General features: G+C 59.5%; 14 protein-coding genes and 2 pseudogenes. 6 read left to right on the top strand and 10 right to left on the bottom strand.

All coding sequences use genetic code 11. The features are described from left to right. Positions 1-28: 28 nt before the first annotated feature. From QYQ93_RS25955 to QYQ93_RS25915, 9 genes and pseudogenes are all read right to left on the bottom strand, one after another. Positions 29-1900, bottom strand: coding sequence for a TonB-dependent receptor domain-containing protein (locus QYQ93_RS25955; protein WP_338475795.1), 1872 nt, complete (start codon positions 1898-1900; stop codon positions 29-31). A 141-nt stretch (positions 1901-2041) separates the two neighbouring features. Further along, positions 2042-3940, bottom strand: a complete 1899-nt coding sequence (gene dxs, locus QYQ93_RS25950; protein ID WP_338475794.1) for a 1-deoxy-D-xylulose-5-phosphate synthase — start codon at positions 3938-3940, stop codon at positions 2042-2044. A gap of 110 nt (positions 3941-4050) precedes the next feature. Further along, complete coding sequence (gene ispA, locus QYQ93_RS25945) at positions 4051-4938, bottom strand: (2E,6E)-farnesyl diphosphate synthase (protein ID WP_043051116.1); 888 nt, start codon at positions 4936-4938, stop codon at positions 4051-4053. After that, positions 4935-5177 carry an exodeoxyribonuclease VII small subunit gene (locus tag QYQ93_RS25940; RefSeq protein WP_003176346.1) on the bottom strand — a complete coding sequence of 81 codons (243 nt, stop codon included), beginning with the start codon at positions 5175-5177 and terminating at the stop codon, positions 4935-4937. Before QYQ93_RS25940 ends, ispA begins: the two co-directional genes overlap by 4 nt. Positions 5178-5251: 74 nt before the next feature. Further along, positions 5252-5353, bottom strand: a pseudogene (locus QYQ93_RS25935) (hypothetical protein); the annotation flags it as partial. Between the two features lie 107 nt (positions 5354-5460). Then, a complete protein-coding gene (locus QYQ93_RS25930; RefSeq protein ID WP_338477303.1) occupies positions 5461-5874 on the bottom strand; it encodes a hypothetical protein in 414 nt (137 codons plus the stop codon). After that, positions 5831-10465, bottom strand: coding sequence for an RHS repeat-associated core domain-containing protein (locus QYQ93_RS25925; protein ID WP_338475793.1), 4635 nt, complete (start codon positions 10463-10465; stop codon positions 5831-5833). Before QYQ93_RS25925 ends, QYQ93_RS25930 begins: the two co-directional genes overlap by 44 nt. A gap of 135 nt (positions 10466-10600) precedes the next feature. After that, positions 10601-10981 carry a MerR family transcriptional regulator gene (locus QYQ93_RS25920; RefSeq protein WP_338475792.1) on the bottom strand — a complete coding sequence of 127 codons (381 nt, stop codon included), beginning with the start codon at positions 10979-10981 and terminating at the stop codon, positions 10601-10603. Next, complete coding sequence (locus QYQ93_RS25915) at positions 10920-11564, bottom strand: NAD(P)H-dependent oxidoreductase (protein WP_338475791.1); 645 nt, start codon at positions 11562-11564, stop codon at positions 10920-10922. The genes QYQ93_RS25920 and QYQ93_RS25915 overlap by 62 nt, the downstream gene beginning before the upstream one ends. A gap of 104 nt (positions 11565-11668) precedes the next feature. On the opposite strand from QYQ93_RS25915, the pseudogene QYQ93_RS25910 reads away from it, so the two are divergent. Then, positions 11669-12060 (top strand): annotated as a pseudogene (locus QYQ93_RS25910) (DUF1016 N-terminal domain-containing protein); the annotation flags it as partial. A gap of 55 nt (positions 12061-12115) precedes the next feature. Here QYQ93_RS25910 and ycaC read toward each other — a convergent pair. Further along, on the bottom strand, positions 12116-12748 hold the full coding sequence (gene ycaC / locus QYQ93_RS25905) for an isochorismate family cysteine hydrolase YcaC (RefSeq protein WP_034117703.1): 633 nt from the start codon (positions 12746-12748) through the stop codon (positions 12116-12118). 368 nt (positions 12749-13116) lie between these two features. Here ycaC and QYQ93_RS25900 point away from each other — a divergent pair, with 368 nt between their 5' ends. The 5 genes from QYQ93_RS25900 (at position 13117) to QYQ93_RS25880 (ending at position 16798) form a co-directional block, all read left to right on the top strand. Next, entirely contained in the window at positions 13117-13698 is a 582-nt protein-coding gene (locus QYQ93_RS25900) for a YjfI family protein (protein WP_043048040.1), read from the top strand. Positions 13699-13715: 17 nt separating this feature from the next. Then, positions 13716-14414 (top strand): PspA/IM30 family protein, encoded by a 699-nt coding sequence (locus tag QYQ93_RS25895; protein ID WP_043048039.1) that lies wholly within the window; start codon positions 13716-13718, stop codon positions 14412-14414. A gap of 55 nt (positions 14415-14469) precedes the next feature. Further along, a complete protein-coding gene (locus tag QYQ93_RS25890; protein ID WP_043048038.1) occupies positions 14470-15030 on the top strand; it encodes a rhomboid family intramembrane serine protease in 561 nt (186 codons plus the stop codon). Between the two features lie 72 nt (positions 15031-15102). After that, positions 15103-16137 (top strand): ion channel, encoded by a 1035-nt coding sequence (locus tag QYQ93_RS25885; RefSeq protein ID WP_338475790.1) that lies wholly within the window; start codon positions 15103-15105, stop codon positions 16135-16137. Next, positions 16124-16798, top strand: a complete 675-nt coding sequence (locus QYQ93_RS25880) for a DUF2491 family protein (protein ID WP_338475789.1) — start codon at positions 16124-16126, stop codon at positions 16796-16798. The genes QYQ93_RS25885 and QYQ93_RS25880 overlap by 14 nt, the downstream gene beginning before the upstream one ends. Positions 16799-16801: the final 3 nt, after the last annotated feature.

Raw genomic sequence — 16801 nt, 5'->3', positions numbered from 1 at the left:
TGCCTGCGATGACGCCGGTTCAGGTTACTTAGATCTCAGGGGTCCACGTCACCCCAACCATCCACACCCGACCTTCTTCACGATAATTCTGGCTTTCCCCGAGGTAGCTGTACTTCGCCCGTGCATAAGACTTGTCCAGCACGTTATCCACCTTCAGCGACAACGACACCTCCCGGTTCAACGCCCAACTGCTGCGTAGCCCCAACAAGGCATACCCGCCCAGACGGTTTCGGTTGGCTTCATCGTCGTAGCTGCTGCTGATCGCTTGCCAGCTGGCGCCGAGACCGAGTTGATCAAATTGCCGATCCAGATCCAAATTCACAGTGCGCCGTGCGCGACGTGCCAGGGTGTGGCCGCTGTCACGGTCACGCGGGTCGATAAGCGACAGGCCCAGGTTACCCTGCCAGCCAAACACCTCCTGCTTGAGCGCCGCTTCAATACCATTGATCCGCGCCGACGCCACGTTTTGCGGCTTGCCGGCGTCAAGGATGATCGCGTCACTCAGGTCGGTGCGATACAGCGAGGCTTCCAGGCGTGTGCTGTCGGTCAGTTGGCTGCGCCACTGCAGCTCGTAGCTCTTTGATGTCTCGGGCTGTAGGTTTGGGTTGCTGTACTGCGTGTCAGGGTAATACAGGTCGTTGAATGTCGGCGCCCGGAAGCCTTCGCTGTAGCTCAAAAGCAGGTCATTGTCAGGGTTGACCGGCACGGTCAGGGTGCCGCTCCAACTGTTCTGGCCGCCGAACTGCTGGTTCTGGTCGCGGCGCAGGCCCAGCTCGGTGGAAAACCACTGGCTGTGGAAGCGATGCTGCACGAAAGCCGCCCGGTTCCAGCGGCTGTTCTCGGTAAAGGTGGTGGAGCCGTGGAAACGGTCTTCGTACCAGTCGCCGCCGACGATCAGGCTGTTTTGCTCATCCAGGTTCAGGTCGTTCTGCCAATTGACCGAGTCGCGGTAGGTGTTGAATGCACTGTAATCATCGCTGAGGGTGTCGCGCTTGGTGTCGCGGTTTTCACTGTGGCCCAGCTCCAGGCGCGACTGCCAGTTGTCATTGAGCTTGGCATCGACATAGCCGCTAGCGCTGCTCACGGTGTAGTCAGTGTAGGGTTTCTGGCCGAGGCTCTGCCCGGTGACGCCGTCGTAGCGGCCATAACTGTTGTCGTACTCCGACTTGCCACGGTTATCCAACAGGTTGAAACCCACCTCCAGCTCATCGCTGAACGAATGACTGAGATTCAGGCTGATGGACTGGTTGCGGTAGGCATCATGGTCGCCGTCGCTGGGGAACGACGCGTGGCTCGAGTTGATGCCAGCGGTTTCATCCAGGCTCACCCCCAGGTTGAAGCGCGTGTGTTCATCGCCACCTGATAGCCCCAGGCTGCGCTCCCATGTCTGGTTACTGCCAAATCCAAGCTTCATCCTTGGTTGCAGGCCTTGCTCGGCGTTGCGCCGGGTAAAAATCTGGATCACTCCGCCAATCGCGTCACTGCCGTAAATGACCGAACGTGAACCGCGCAGCACTTCTACGCGCTCAACCTGATCGACGTTCAGGTATTGCAGGCCGCTGTCGCCGGTGGTGGTGTTGGCAATGCGCTGGCCGTCCACCAGTACCAGGCTTTGTGCGGCCTTTGTACCGCGAATGAAAATCCCCGGCAAACTGCCACGTCCACCGGTCGGCGCAACCTGCACACCCGGCACGCGGCTGAGAAGGTCGGTGACGCTGGTGGGCTGCAGGCGGTCGATGTCAGCGCGGGTGAAAACGGTGTTGGCGGCGCTGCTGTCATTGCGCGCCTGCACTTGGCGGTTGGCGCTGATGACCACGTCGGAAAGCTTCAAGGCCTGGTCGCGGGTGTCGGCGAGCAGGTTGGCGGCGGGTAGCAGTAGGGCAAGGCACAGGCGTTTCATGGGCTGTCCATAGCGTTCAAAGGTGGCATAAATCAAATGTGGGAGGGGGCTTGCCCCCGATGGCGGCGCGTCAGTTGCAGATGTGCTTGCTGACACTCCCTCATCGGGGGCAAGCCCCCTCCCACATTTTAGTCCCGGTTTCTACAGGCCCAGCAGCGCCATGCGCTCGCGCACTGAGGCTTCGATGCCGGCCTCATCCAGCCCGCACTCAGCCAGCATCTGCGCCGGCTTGGCATGCTCGACGTACAAATCCGGCAGGCCCAGGTGCAGCACCGACTTGAGGGTGTTCTCCCGCGCCAGGAATTCGCTGACCGCCGCACCGGCGCCGCCCATGATCGCGTTCTCTTCCACCGTCACCAGCAGCTCATGGCTGGCGGCGATCTCGCGCACCAGGGCTTCATCCAGCGGTTTGACGAAACGCATGTCGACCACAGTGGCGTCGATCTTCTCGGCGACTTTCAGCGCTTCGGCCAGTTGCACGCCAAATACCAGGAATGCGGTTTTGCTGCCTTGGCGCCGCACGATGCCTTTACCGATCTCAATCGGCTCCAGGTCTTTGTCGATCACCGCATTCGGGCCATTGCCCCGCGGATAACGCACGGCGGCTGGGCCGTTGTACAGGTGGCCGGTGCTGAGCATCTTGCGCAGTTCGTTCTCGTCGCTCGGCGTCATCACCAGCATGCCAGGGATGCAGCGCAGGTAGGACAGGTCGAAACTACCGGCGTGGGTCGGGCCGTCTTCGCCCACCAGGCCGGCGCGGTCGATGGCGAACAGCACATCGAGATTCTGTACCGCCACATCGTGAACAAGCTGGTCATAACCGCGCTGCAGGAAGGTGGAGTAGATCGCCACCACCGGCTTGGCGCCTTCGCAGGCCATGCCGGCAGCGAAGGTGACGGCGTGCTGCTCGGCAATCGCCACGTCGAAGTAACGCAGCGGGAAACGCTCGCTGAACGCAACCAGGTCGGAGCCTTCCTTCATTGCCGGGGTAATGCCCACCAGGCGCGGGTCGGCGGCGGCCATGTCGCACAGCCATTCGCCGAACACACCGGAGTACTTCGGCCCGCTGGCTTTTTTAGGCGCAGCGGCGGGGGCGTCCAGGGGCTCAAGCTTGGTGATCGCGTGATAGCCAATCGGGTCGACTTCCGCCGGGGCGAAGCCTTTGCCTTTCTTGGTGACGATATGCAGGAACTGCGGGCCCTTGAGGTCACGCATGTTACGCAAGGTGGCGATCAGTGTCGGCAGGTCGTGGCCGTCGATAGGGCCGATGTAGTTCCAGCCCAGCTCTTCGAACAGGGTGCCGGGCACCAGCATGCCCTTGGCGTATTCTTCGGTGCGACGGGCGATTTCCCACGCGCCAGGCAGGCGCGAGAGCACTTTTTTGCTGCCTTCGCGCATGCTGGCGTAGGTGCGGCTGGAAAGAATCTTCGCCAGGTAATTGGACAGGCCCCCGACATTACGCGAGATCGACATGTCGTTGTCGTTGAGGATCACCAACATGTTGGCGTCCACTTCCGGCGCGTGGTTGAGCGCTTCAAAGGCCATGCCGGCGGTCAGCGCGCCATCGCCGATCACGGCAATGGCCTTGCGCTCGCTGCCTTGCAGACGGGCGGCAATCGCCATGCCCAGCGCTGCACTGATGGAGGTGCTGGAGTGGCCGACGCCAAAGGTGTCGTATTCGCTCTCCGAACGGCGCGGGAAGGCGGCCAGGCCATCCTTCTGGCGCAGGCTGCCCATGCGCTCGCGACGGCCGGTGAGGATCTTGTGTGGATACGCCTGATGGCCCACGTCCCACACCAGCCGGTCATCCGGGGTGTCGAACACGTAATGCAGGGCGATGGTCAGCTCGATCACGCCCAGCCCGGCGCCGAAATGCCCACCGGTCTGGCCGACCGTGTAGAGCAATTCCAGGCGCAACTCATCGGCCAGGGTTTCCAGCTCGGCTTCACCCAGTCGACGCAGGCCGTCCGGCGTGGCAGCGCGGTCGAGCAAGGGCGTGGACGGGCGTTTGCGGGGAATCTCTTGAAACGTCGTGGGCATCAGGCGAATCGTTATAGGTATAGAAGAGGCGGCAGTTTACCTCAAGCCGTGCAAACTGCCCACGCAGAGCGCCGAACTTGGCCGATATGCGGCGCAAATGGCCGGGGTTGTCAGTGGCGGCGCTCGACGATATACCGCGCCAGGTCCCGCAGGGGCTCGGCCGCCGCGTCGAAAGGTCGCAGGGCATCCAGGGCCTGGTCACGCAGTTCAATGGCATATGCCTTGGCGGCTTGCAGCCCAAGCAATGCAGGGTATGTCGGCTTGTCCCGTGCGATATCCGCGCCTTGGCGTTTGCCCAGGGTAGCCGTGTCACTTTCTACATCGAGAATGTCGTCCTGTACCTGGAACGCCAGGCCGATAGCCCGGGAATAGGTTTGCAGGGCCGCCAACTGCGCGGCTTGGGCACGTCCACTGGCCAAGGCGCCCAGATGCACAGCGGCTTCGATCAGCGCGCCGGTCTTGTGGCGATGCATGTGTTCGAGGGCTTCTTGATCCAGCTTGAGACTGACCGAACCCATATCGATGGCTTGCCCTCCGACCATACCGGCCGGGCCTGCAGCGTGGGCCAAGGCGGTTACCATGCGCAGGCGGATCTCGGCGTTGACGCTGCTCAGGCGCGGGTCCAGCAATGCGCTGAACGCCAGGCTCTGTAAACCATCACCGGCCAGGATCGCATAGGCTTCATCAAAAGCTTTATGGGTGGTGGGCTGGCCGCGACGCAAATCGTCGTCGTCCATAGCCGGTAAATCGTCATGCACCAGGGAATAGGCGTGGATCAACTCCACCGCGCAGGCGGCCCCATTGGCTTCTTCGGCAGGCGCACCCAGGGCTTCACACGCTGCATAGGCCAGCAACGGGCGTACACGCTTGCCGCCATTCATGACGCTGTAGCGCATGGCTTCATAGAGGCGCGCCATTTCTGGGCTTGGCGCAACAAACAAGGGCTCCAGCGCGGCATTCACCCGGGCTTGGCTACTGGCCTGGTACGCGTCGATCATTCCGGCTGTTCCGCATCGAAAGGTTCTTCGGCCAACTCCCCATCACGCTCCAGCAACACCTGGACCTTCTGCTCCGCCTGCGCCAACGCGCTCTGGCAGTCGCGGGTCAGGCCGATGCCCTGCTCAAACGCCGTCAACGAGTCCTCCAGCGACAACTCGCCGTTCTCCAGCCGCTCGACCAGGGTTTGCAGGTCGGCGAGGGATTGTTCGAAATCCAGTGCAACTTTTTTGCGGGCCATGGCGGCAATTCCGGTAGACGGTAAACCGGCGCGACACTAGCAGACATGGGGGATGGGGGCAAATGAGTAGGGGGCTACTCGTGGGTGGGATTGATCCGATAACGCGTGCTGCGGCCGCCTCCGGGGAGGCGTGTCAGGCAGTTTTTTTCCAGTAGGTCGGCCAGGTGGCGTGTTGCCAGGTTCAGCGTGGGTGATCCATGGAGGAATGCCTGGGTGGGGTGAGCCGAATAGAGGGGGTTATTCGGCTCATTTGGTGAGCCGATTGCGCGAGCTATTTCGCATTTCAGTGAAAACAGGCGTCGATTCTTTCGACTTTTAGTTTGATAAAGTGGTCGTTGCATTCGGGGTGGTCATATTGTATGCCCTCGACATTAAGAGATGTGAAGGTCATTAAGATTTCATTGCGCAGGTCTCCGTAGAGTACATAGGAATAACCGCGATTTGTATGTTTTATCAACGTTTTAGTTTTGCCAGTCCGTTCAATTTCGTAGTTTTCGGAAAGATTTAATGTAAGTTCTATATCATATGTTTTACCCACTTCAAGATCGTAGGGGCAATAGCTGGCGAAGCAGTTTATAGTCGTTCCGTCGATGTTCAGGGTCACGTCTTCTTCTATATGTTCGTTGAGCGCTACGACCTTTGCTTTTTTATAATTATTGGTTGTAAGGTCTGATGGTTTTGTCAGTGGCGTCGCCATTTATCATCCTCCAGAAGTCTTTCCCGCTTTTGGTATGTAAGGTGGTTATGTTGCCATCTGCATTCGTACCCGCGAATGCAAATTTCGCTTGGCCCGTTCTATTCGTTCCCATGAGTAAAACATATCCTGTTGTCGATTTGCTTTTGTAGAGGTAATTGACAGGAATGCCTTCGTTCACGACATGTCGTGCCGTGACTAAATATTCATTGGGGGTCTCTACTCCGAATTCTGGCCCATGCTTTTCGTAATGCTCGTTTAGTTTTTGCTTGTTGGCAAACTCTGTTGGACGGGTTGTTACAATTGGCTGGTTTGGTTCGCCTGTATTTACCTTAGCTGCATCTGCTGGATCTTCAACTTCTGCTTGCGGTTTGCATCCGTCCTCCCCAGGACATTTACTCAAACCTAGCGGATCCACCCATCCCGTAGGATTGGGCACGTACTGGTAACCATTGATCCCACCCGCCAACTTCACCGGATCTGGCGTCAGGTAACGACCGATATCTGGATTGTAGTAGCGATGGCGGTTGTAGTGCAGCCCGCTTTCCTGATCGAAATACTGTCCCTGAAAACGCAGTGGATTGTCGATCTTGCCTACGTCGAGCCGGGCGATCTGGCCGTAGGCGCGGTAGTGGGCGGACCAGACGATTTCGCCTGCGGTGTCGGTGAGTTCTTGCGGTGTGCCGAGGTGGTCGAGTTGGTAGTGGTAGGGCGTTGTGGCTTTTGGGCCGAAGCCTTCCAGCAGTGCCAGTGGACGAAAGCTGTTCGGTTCGTAGATGTAGCTGCGATGACAATCCGCATGGTGTTCGGCAATCAGCTTGTCGCCTTGCCAGAAAAACTCGGTGATCTTGCCGTCCACGGTCTTGCTGATGCGCCGCCCAAACGGGTCATAGCGGTAACTGGCGGTTTCGCCGTTGGGCTTTGTCACGCTGATCAGCCGGTGCTGGCAGTCGTAGCGGTATTCAGTGACGAGTTGCTGGCCTTTGCCGCGTCGTTCGCGGATCAGGTTGCCGAAGGCGTCGTAGTCGTAGTGGCGGTCGCCCTGGATCACCAGGCGGTTCGCCGCGACGATGTCCGGGCCGGGGCGGTCTTGCATGAGCAGGTTGCCGGCCGGGTTGTGGGCGAAGCGTTCCTGCACGTCCTGCGAATGGTCGGCGCGGGTCAGGCGGGCGAGGGGGTCGTAGTGGTAGCGATGTTCGCCTTTGCGGGTGTCGAGCAGGCGGGTGAGGTTGCCGCTTTTGTCGTAGTCGTATTGGCGCTGGTAGCGGTGGTTTTGTTGTTGGGTGATGGCGTGGGCGTGCAGGCGGTGCTGGTCGTCGTAGTGGTAGTGGCTGAGCAGCTGGCCTTGTTGGCGTTGGTGTTCACGACCGGCACGGAACAGGTGCGAGGTGAGCACTTCGCCGTTGAGCTCGACGGTGGCGAGGTGGCCGCCTTTGTCGTGGTTGAAGGTGAGGCGGTTGTTGTCGGGCAGACGCAGGTTTTTCAGCTGGCCGCAGACGTCGTAGCCGTAGCGCAAGGTGCCCCAGCCTTGGTGCTCGGCGGTGAGGCGGTTTTGGCGGTCGTACTCGTAGGCCAGCGCCCAGTGGCCGTCTTCGACGCTGAGGAGGTTGCCTTGGCGGTCGTAGGCATAATCAACCACGCTGCCATCGGGCAGGGTTTTTCGGACGAGGCGGCCGGCGTGGTCGCGCTCGTAGCGGGTAATGAGCTGACTGCCGTCGTCACCGTGTTCGGTCTTTTCCTGCAGGTTGCCGTTGAGGTCGTAGACGTAGGCGGTGCGCTGGCCGTCGAAGCCGGTTTCCTGTTGGAGCAGGCCGTTGGGGTGATAGGTGAGCTGGTAGGTTTCGCCGACTTCGTTTTCGATCTCGGTGAGCAGTAAGCGAACGTTGTCGTAGCGGTATTTGACCTGGGTGCCGTCGGCGTGGAGGCGGCGGCTGATCAGGTGCAGGCCGTCGGCGTATTCGTAGCGGGTGACGTGGCCGAGTTCATCGCGCTCGGCGATGATTTTTCCGTAGGGGTTGTAGCTCAATTCCCGGCAAGCGCCGCCGGGCTGGGTCAGTTTCAGCAGACGTCCTACGGCGTCCCATTCGTAACGGGTCAGCGCCCCGTATTCATCCTCACGGGCAACCTGCCGCCCTAAATCGTCATAGCGATAACGCTTGATCCCGCCATTGGGCAGTTGTTCTTCGAGCAACTGCCCACGCTCATTCCACACCAGCCGATGACAACTGTGATCGGGGTACCAAACTCCGGTTAACTGCCCGCGTTTGTTGTAGCTGTAGTCCGTGACCTGCCCATCGGGATCGGTCCTACGCGTAACATCGCCCTGGCTATTACGCTCATATTTCCAGACCGCCTCGCCGCGCCTGACAACCCGTACGAAACCGTTGTCATGCTCGTAGGAAGTCGGCTCGTCATCCCCCGGAAACAGCGCCACCAAGCGTCCGGCTTCGTCGTACTGATAGGCCGTCACCGCGCCCAGCGGATCTTGCTCGACGGTCAGCCGGCCTTTTTTATCGTAGGATTTGAAGTGCTGGGCGCCATCCGGATCAATGCGCTGTACCAACCGCGCCCGGTCGTCGTGGACATACACTTCCTGGCTACCATCAGCGTTATGCACGGTGACACGACCGTCATCCGCCCAGGCATAACGCGTGTCCATCTGCGAAAAACTCGCCCAATGCCGGACACAGCGTGCGGCTTTGCCGGAGCCTTCCCACGCCCAAAAGAAACTCGCCCCACCGGCCAACTGCCGCTCGACAATGACGTGCTGCTCGTCGTAGCGATAACGCTCGCTTTCCCCGACAGCATTGGTCGCGCAAACCAGTCGTCCATCTTCGTCATAAGCGTAGGAAACGACGTTCTGCTCGGTCTCCCAGACGTAGGGATCACGGCCTTTGGCGCGATGAACCTGGTAGTCCACCGCCACGATGCGATCCATTTCATAACGCAGCAGCAGCGAACGGCCGGCACCGTTATCCAACCGCTCAATCCGCCCGGAGCGATCACGCACAATGCGCAGGCGGTTGTCATACGCATCACTGATCGAGACCAGCACCCCGTCGCGAAAGTGATAAAATCGCGACGCCTGGGCCAGCACCAGTTCATCAGGCGTCGAGCCCAGGTAGATCGCCGCTTCGGCCAGGCTATTGGTGATCGCCGGTCGAGCCGCTGTGGGCAAGGGTAGGGTGGTCGAGCGATTCTCATGGTCCGTCCACACCACCGAGTCGCCAGAAATAACCAGTCGATGCGCCAGCGCGTGACTCCAGCCAAACCCCAACCCACAATCCACTTCCACCGCACTGGTGCGATACAACCGTGTCCACTCAAACGGCAAGATCCCGTCCAGCGCACCATCGGTGAAGGTCAGCAATTCCTCCCCGGTGACCATAGACACAGGGCAGCCGTTGGTTACGGTCTTGTCCGCAGGCGCCGTCGCATCCCCCTTGGGATTCGAAGCCACGACAGGCACATCATCCACACGCTCTTTCTGCTTCAGCACTGCGTTCTGCCGGGCCTTCCAGCGCATCTGCATCGTGCCTTGTTTCACCCAGCCGACCACACCGCGAACCGCCACCGCTTTGTAGCGGTCCACCGCCTGCATGAACTTCGTGAGGATCGCCAGCACGCCCTTCACGAAGCCCACGGCCGCCTCAAGAATCCACTTGCCGTACTTGACCAGGCGCATGCTCAAATACGCCACGCCCGCCGCCGGCAAAGCGATGGTCAGCACTGCGCCAATCACCAGGTCAATCAGCAGCGACACCATAAAACTGGCGGCTGCCTGCGCAACTTCACTGGGCGATAACGCGTCCAGCCAGATCATGGCGGTGCGCAGTAACAGGTACAGCGCCGCTTCATCACTGGCCAGCAGCATCGCCTGCTCCATGACCTTGGGCGCATCGGTGGCGATCTGCGCTAACTTGGCCGCTTCGCTACCCAGTTGCTCGACGTACTTCAACGGGTCTTCAAGCATCGCCTGCACCAGCTTGATGCTGTCCCACACGTCATGGATCGCCGCCCAACTGCCCGCCAGCACGCCGCTGCCAATCGCGCTGGCAGTAGAACGTTCCCAGTGGGGTTTGAAGCCTTTCCACTGCCACCGAAGCCACTGCTCCAAGTCCGCCGTCAGCCCGGCATAGGAGGTAAACAAGTCGTCCACTTGCTGCGCTGAAACGCCACCTTGAACCCGCACCTGATAGCGCCCGCCGGCAGCGCAGTAGTGCGAACCCTTGCCGTGCTCATCGAGTATCACCCCCGCGGAACTGCCGTCGTCCAGGCCGATCACCTCGACCGGAATATCGCCAATCGGCACGTCATACGCTGATTCGAATTTGCTCTCGATCTTCAGCACGCCACCCACCGGGCAGCGGGCGACGGTGGAAAAATCCGCGTCGCTGAGGCTTACCGAACGCTGCGAATCCCCAGTCCGTAACACTCGGTCCATGCCCAGCAACGACGGCATATCCGCTGCATGGCTGACCGAATCCAGCGCACGCGAATACCAGGCACCTATCTGCTGGCGGTACTCCACCAGGCTCTGATGGAAACCATCCAGTTCATGTTCGATAGCGGCAATGTGGGCAGCGTGGGTCATCCATGACGTCTCGACAGAAGGCAAGGCGTCGGAGTCTGCCGTAGCGAAAAGCGGCTGGATGAACGGTTTGGAAAATCAGATAGCCCTTACAAGTGGCTCGCAAAAGTCTGCGTCAACTCATGCGCAAAAGCTGCGTCAAGTGGCGACGCTGCTGATTGACGAGCAGTGCCCTTGGGCGTCTTTCAGTTGGGTTTCAAACTCAATCAGCCCCGCGTGCATCCGTTGCAATGCGGCGATTTGCGCGGCCAGCGCGTGCTTCTTGTTGGCGATGGCTTGGTCCGCCCGGTGCCAGGGAAGGGCGTCACCGTCGTACCCCAGCAAAATCTCCTGCAACTCCTTGAGTTTGAAACCCAGTTGCTGGGCGCATTTGATAAAGGTCAATCGCTCCACGCTCTGCGCCGTGTAAATACGGTAGCCGCCTTGGCGTTGAGGCTCGGGGATTAATCCAATCGCCTCATAGTGACGAATCGCCTTGATGGTCGTGCCGGACAACTGCGCGGCTTTGCCGATGTACATGAAAACTCCTTTTCTCAAATAATGCGCCGGCCTGTTTCAGCCACCTGGCCCGCAGCGTCAGCGTAGAGCCCAGTACCGGCCCAAACAGCAGCGTCTTGCTCGGCGTGATGCCGCACAGCGCCAGCGTGGTGCGACGCATCTGGTGGATGGCCGGCATGCGGTAGACCCAGCGGTAATACCACGCCGGCGTGTCCAGGGTCACTAGCAAGTGCGCGGTTCGGCCCTTTAGCAGCTTGTCAGGGAATGCCTTGCCTGCGCGGTATTTGAAGGCGAAGCCGGGTAGGAAAACTCGGTCGATGAAGCCTTTCATCAGTGCCGGGATACCACCCCACCAAACAGGGAAAACCCATGTGAGGTGCTCGGCCCAAAGAACGTCGGCTTGGGCGCTGAGCAGGTCGGGCTCCAGCGCTTGGACCTGGGTATAACCGTGGTGAAGGATGGGGTCGAACCTTAGGTCACCCAGGCGTAGGACGCGTACGTCGTGACCTGCCGTTTTCGCGGAGTGGATATAAGTCTGGGCGAGCGCTGAACAAAAACTATCGGTGGACGGGTGGCCGAGAATGACCAGGATGCGCTGACTCATGCTGAAGGCTCCTGAAATGAGCATTCAGGGTAGGGGGTGCCGTATAGGGGAGAGTCAAGGACCACGGCGAACGCCGCTCTCGTTTTTCGACTCAATGGCCATTGGTCGCGGTCAACCGTGAACCGGTGCTGCTCTACTTGCAGATCGGCCGCGATATTTTGACCCGTCAGGCCGATCAAGGCTGGGGTAGCAAAGTGAGCGACCGTCTTGCGCAAGATCTGCGGGCGGCCTTTCCTGACATCAAGGTTTTTCGCCGCATAATCTCAAGTACATGCGCGCTTTTGCCGAGGCGTGGCCGGATTCTGAATTTGTGCAACAGGTGCTTGCACAATTGCGTTGGTGTCATCAAATCACGCTGTTGGGCAAACTTCTTGGGCCCGAAACTCGACGTTGGTATGCCGTTCAAACAATCAAACATAATTGTTCGCGCGACATCCTGGTGCTGCACACTGAAAGCCGCCTGCCCAAGGCGCAATTGGATCTGGCCCGCGATTCTGCTCAACGCCGAAAGCCTGCTTTTCAGGGCAGGCTTATCGTCACACTCGGCTGGCTTACTTCTGCTGTGCAGTCAGCGCCGCATAGCCATTCATCAAGTTGCGATAGTTAGGAATGCGCTGGGACAACAGGTTCCCCAGGCCTTCGATGTCGTTGCGCCAGTCGCGATGCAGCTCACAGGCCACCGAGAACCAGTTCATCAACTGTGCACCGGCTTGGGTCATCCGGCTCCACGCCGCCTGTTGCACCGTGGTATTGAACGTGCCCGATGCATCCGTCACCACAAACACTTCAAAGCCTTCCGCCAGCGCCGACAAGGTCGGGAACGCCACGCACACATCGGTTACCACACCGGCAATGATGATCTGCTTGCGACCGGTGGCCTTGATCGCCTTGACGAAGTCTTCATTGTCCCAGGCGTTGATCTGGCCAGGGCGGGCGATGTACGGCGCGTCCGGGAACATCTCCTTCAACTCCGGCACCAGCGGGCCATTGGGGCCTTGCTCGAAGCTGGTGGTGAGGATGGTCGGCAGGTTGAAGAACTTGGCCAGGTCCGCAAGGGCCAGCACGTTGTTCTTGAACTCGTTGGGGGAGAAGTCCTGCACCAGGGAGATCAGGCCGGTCTGGTGGTCGACCAGCAGTACGATGGCGTCGTCTTTGTTCAAGCGGTTGTAGGTTGCAGTGCTCATGGTTGAATCCTTTTTTGTTTAGGTTGGTTGGGCGTTGCGTTCAACATGGGCACAGATTAATGGGTGGGCGACGGGGGATAAATCGGCTGGAATAGGTAATACCGTCAACTCATAAGAGACAATGCCTGGTCACTCACAAGATATGGTCTTGCCTATGGGCGGAAAATCTTCGGAAAAATCTCACGCGTGAGCTATTGAGTGCGACGAACATTGTCTGTAGATTTTCTCACGCGTGAGTTTTTCACAGCGAGGTCAGTAAGATGAAAAGCAGCTCTCCATCGAGCCCTGCTGCAGGGCCCGATACCGATTCAACCAGCCTTCAGGGAGAGCGCTTGAAACAGTCTGCGAAAAAGCCATCGAGCTTTTACATGAAGCAGATGCGCGCGGGCCTGGCGGCCGCCGGTTATGTGAAACACGAGGCTTGGGTGCTTCCCGAAAACCGAAGCTTGCTCAAGCAGATGGAGAAACAGCTTCGCCAACCGATTCTGGCTGGCTCATTCATGTCGGAGAATTTCATGAGCGCAGGTACCAACTGGAACATCGATCGCCTCTTCAGTGCGCTGCAGGCCCTGGATGAAGTGACGTCCAAAGACATTACGCTTTCCCTCGTCCAAGGCTCCGAGTCCAGCATCAAGCTGGAAATGAACGACTTCGGCGGCCTGCCGATTTACATCGCAGTGGTGGGCGAGCAGATCATCGTGGACACCGTGCTGGTCGACGTCGAGTCCATCAATGATGTCGCCAAGTTCAATGATGCGGTGCTGCGCAGCCGGGAGATGTTCCCGTTGTCTTCCATCGGCATCGAGTCCATGCCCAACGGGCAGGTGGTCTACAACATGTTCGGTGCACTCAGCTCCGACTCCAGCCTGACCAACATCGTGACCGAGGTGAAAACCCTGGTCGACAACGTGCAGCGCGCCAGCGAAGCCTTCGAACGTTTCTTCAACTAATTATTCGGGAAAACCTAATGACTCAGTCCATCTGGAGCAAATTGTTCACCGCGCTGCGTGGCGGTGCCAATGAAGTTGGCGAATCGATCGTCGACCAACAGGCCCTGCGCATCCTTGACCAGGAAATCCGCGATGCTGACAGCGCCCTGGCCAATGCCAAGCGTGAGCTGGTCAGCATCATGGCCAAGCACAAACTGGCCGCTGATCGTGTCGGCGAGTACGACGCCAAGATCAAAGACCTGGAGACCAAGGCGATGGCCGCGATCCAGGCCAATCGTGAAGACCTGGCCCTGGAAGTCGCCGAAGCCATTTCGACCCTGACCAACGAGCGGGACGTCGAGCAAAAGCAGACCGCCGAGTTCGGTGGCTACGCCGAGAGCATGCGCAAGGACATCACCAAGGCCGAGAGCCGAATCAAAAGCCTGCGCCAGCAAGTGGACATGGCCAAGGCTCGCGACAGCGTGCAGAAGGCCCAGGTCAGCGCATCCATTGCCAGCGGCGGCGCCAACGGCAAGCTGGAAACCGCCGTTGGTACGCTGAATCGCTTGCAGGCCAAACAGCAGCAGCGCGCCGCGGAACTGCAAGCCCAGGATGAACTGGCTGAGGCATCGACGGGCACTGACCTGGAACGCAAACTGCGCGACGCCGGCATCACGCCGAACGAAGGCAGCGCCAATGCGATTCTTGAGCGTCTGAAGCAAAAGTCGGCTGAATAAGCGACACCGCTGAAAGGAGGGCATTTGCGCCCTTCTTTTTTATGCCGAGGTGAGGATGGATACCTTCAAGGGTTTCAAGACAATCGCAGGCCTGGCCCTCTTGATGGTCGCGCTGCAACTGCTCAATGTAGCGACTGGTTACAGTCTCATGGCCTTCGGGATGGTCCCGCGAACGCTGCACGGCCTGCTCGGCATCCTCACCTCACCGTTTCTGCACGCGTCCTTTGCCCACCTGAGCGCAAACCTGATTGCCTTTCTGGTCCTGGGCACCCTGGTCATTCTCGACGGGCTCCACCGCTTCATTGCTGTCAGCGCAATCGTGATTGTGCTGGGTGGCGCGTTGGTCTGGCTGTTCGGTTTTGCAGGCATTCACGTCGGCGCCAGCGGTTGGGTATTCGGGCTATGGGCCTACCTGCTGTCGCGTGCCTGGTTCCACAGAAGCTGGAGCAACCTGATAACCGCCGGTGTGGTGGCGGTATTGTATGGCGGCCTGATCCTTGGCTTCCTGCCCCGGCAGGGTGTCTCCTTCGAAGGCCATCTCTTCGGCGCGTTCGCCGGGTTTATTGCCGCCAAGGTACTTCTCTCTGCACCGCGCAGCAGGTTTAATGCCGGGTGAGCGCACTTAAGCATCCAAATGCCGAGGCGAGCGCCTCGTCAGGAACCCAGTACCCACGGAACCAGGGATGAAATGTCGATCTTTCTTTTATTGCGCCGGTACGCTTCGTCCCTCTTTCACCGCTTCGGCTGGGCAGGCCTGGTCGTTGCCTTGGGCGTACACCTGGGCGTGGCTTATCTGGGCCTGGTGTTCCTGGGCGAGCAACACCTCACAGCCCCCGCGACATTTGTTTACTTCTATCTGACCACCACACTGACCGTCGGCTATGGCGATCTCGCACCGCAGACCGCGGTGGGGCGGATATTCGTGGCAACCTGGGTCATGCTCGGCGGTATTGCGCTGCTCACGGCCGCCATCGGCAAAACCACCAGCAGTGTCATCGATGCATGGAGAAAAGGCATGAAGGGCAAAGGCGATTTCACCGGCAAGGTCGGCCATACCGTGCTCATCGGCTGGGAGGGTGCGTCCAGCGAACGGGTCATCGAGTTGTTGCTGCAAGATGAAACCTCCAACGACAACCTGATCGTAATTTGCGACTGCTCCCTCGAAGAAAACCCGATGCCGGGCAAAGCGGCGTTCATCCGCGGTGAAAGCCTGTCTTCCACCGCATTGCTGCTGCGTGCCGGCGTTCCCGGTGCCGAGCGTGTGCTGGTGCGAACCCCGTCTGACGACCTCACCCTGGCCACCGTGCTGGCGGTCAATCAATTAAGCCCCGTCGGGCATGTAGTCGCCCACTTCAACGAAAGTGAAATCGCCGCACTCGCCAGTTCCTACGCACCCCGTCTGGAATGCACCTCAAGCATGGCGATTGAAATGCTGGTGCGTGCCTCTCAGGATCCCGGCTCATCAGTCGTCATCAATGAGCTGCTATGCGTGGGGCAGGGCGCCACCCAATACCTGATGAAACTGCCCGAGGCCTTTGAGACCACGTTCGGCGAGCTGTACACCCGGCTGAAAGAACAGCACAACGCCACCCTTATCGGCTATCGCGCCAAAGGTGCCCAGCAACCCGCGATCAACCCGCCGAGCGCCACCCGCGTCGAGGGCGGTGAACTCTTCTATATCGCCTCCACCCGGCTCAAGGAAATCTCCCATGGGATGGTTTAAACAACTGATGGGGCTCGAAGCTCCGAACGCCACTACTGACTCTAAAGCGGCGGCCAGCCAGGCGCTGCCGGTCACCGGGCCATTGGGCCTGGCACCGGGCAAAGGCCTGATGTTCGACACGAGCCTGAAACTGTTGCTCGATGAGAAAACCTCGGTGGTAATACCCGGCTCCCAGGAAATCTGGGCCAACGGCACCGTTGACCTCGGTCAGTCGACCTGGTTGTCGCGCTATTACATGAACGACGAAGACTATTGGCTGCAGGTGCACACCACCGGTGACATCGCCGGGCAGGTCGAGTCGGTGATCCTGTTCAACTACCTCAGCAATGTCACCGTCAGCAGTGAAGCAGAACTGCGCCGGCTGGCGGGGCCGCAGAGCCTGATTGGGCTGCCAACCTACACCCATGACGGCGTCGAGTTCTTCCGTGAGTGGGGCAGCGAAGACGGCCAGACCGAATTGGTGGCGATGAGCGAACAAATCGTCAGCCCGGAGGCGTCCTACAGCATCGAGCACCGTTCGATGCTATACGCACGCGACACCGGCCTGACCGACCGCCGCGAGTTTTTGCTGTTTTCCGTCGAAGAAGACGCCGAAGGCACCATCAGCCTGAGCACGTCGCTGGGCATTTCGCTGTACACAACCGATCTGACTGCGCTCTAAAAA

It is taken from the genome of Pseudomonas khavaziana, assembly GCF_036704165.1.
In the GTDB taxonomy this organism is placed as follows: domain Bacteria; phylum Pseudomonadota; class Gammaproteobacteria; order Pseudomonadales; family Pseudomonadaceae; genus Aquipseudomonas; species Aquipseudomonas khavaziana.
Note: the sequence above shows the minus strand (reverse complement) of the source record. Positions and strands in the feature narration are given on the sequence as shown.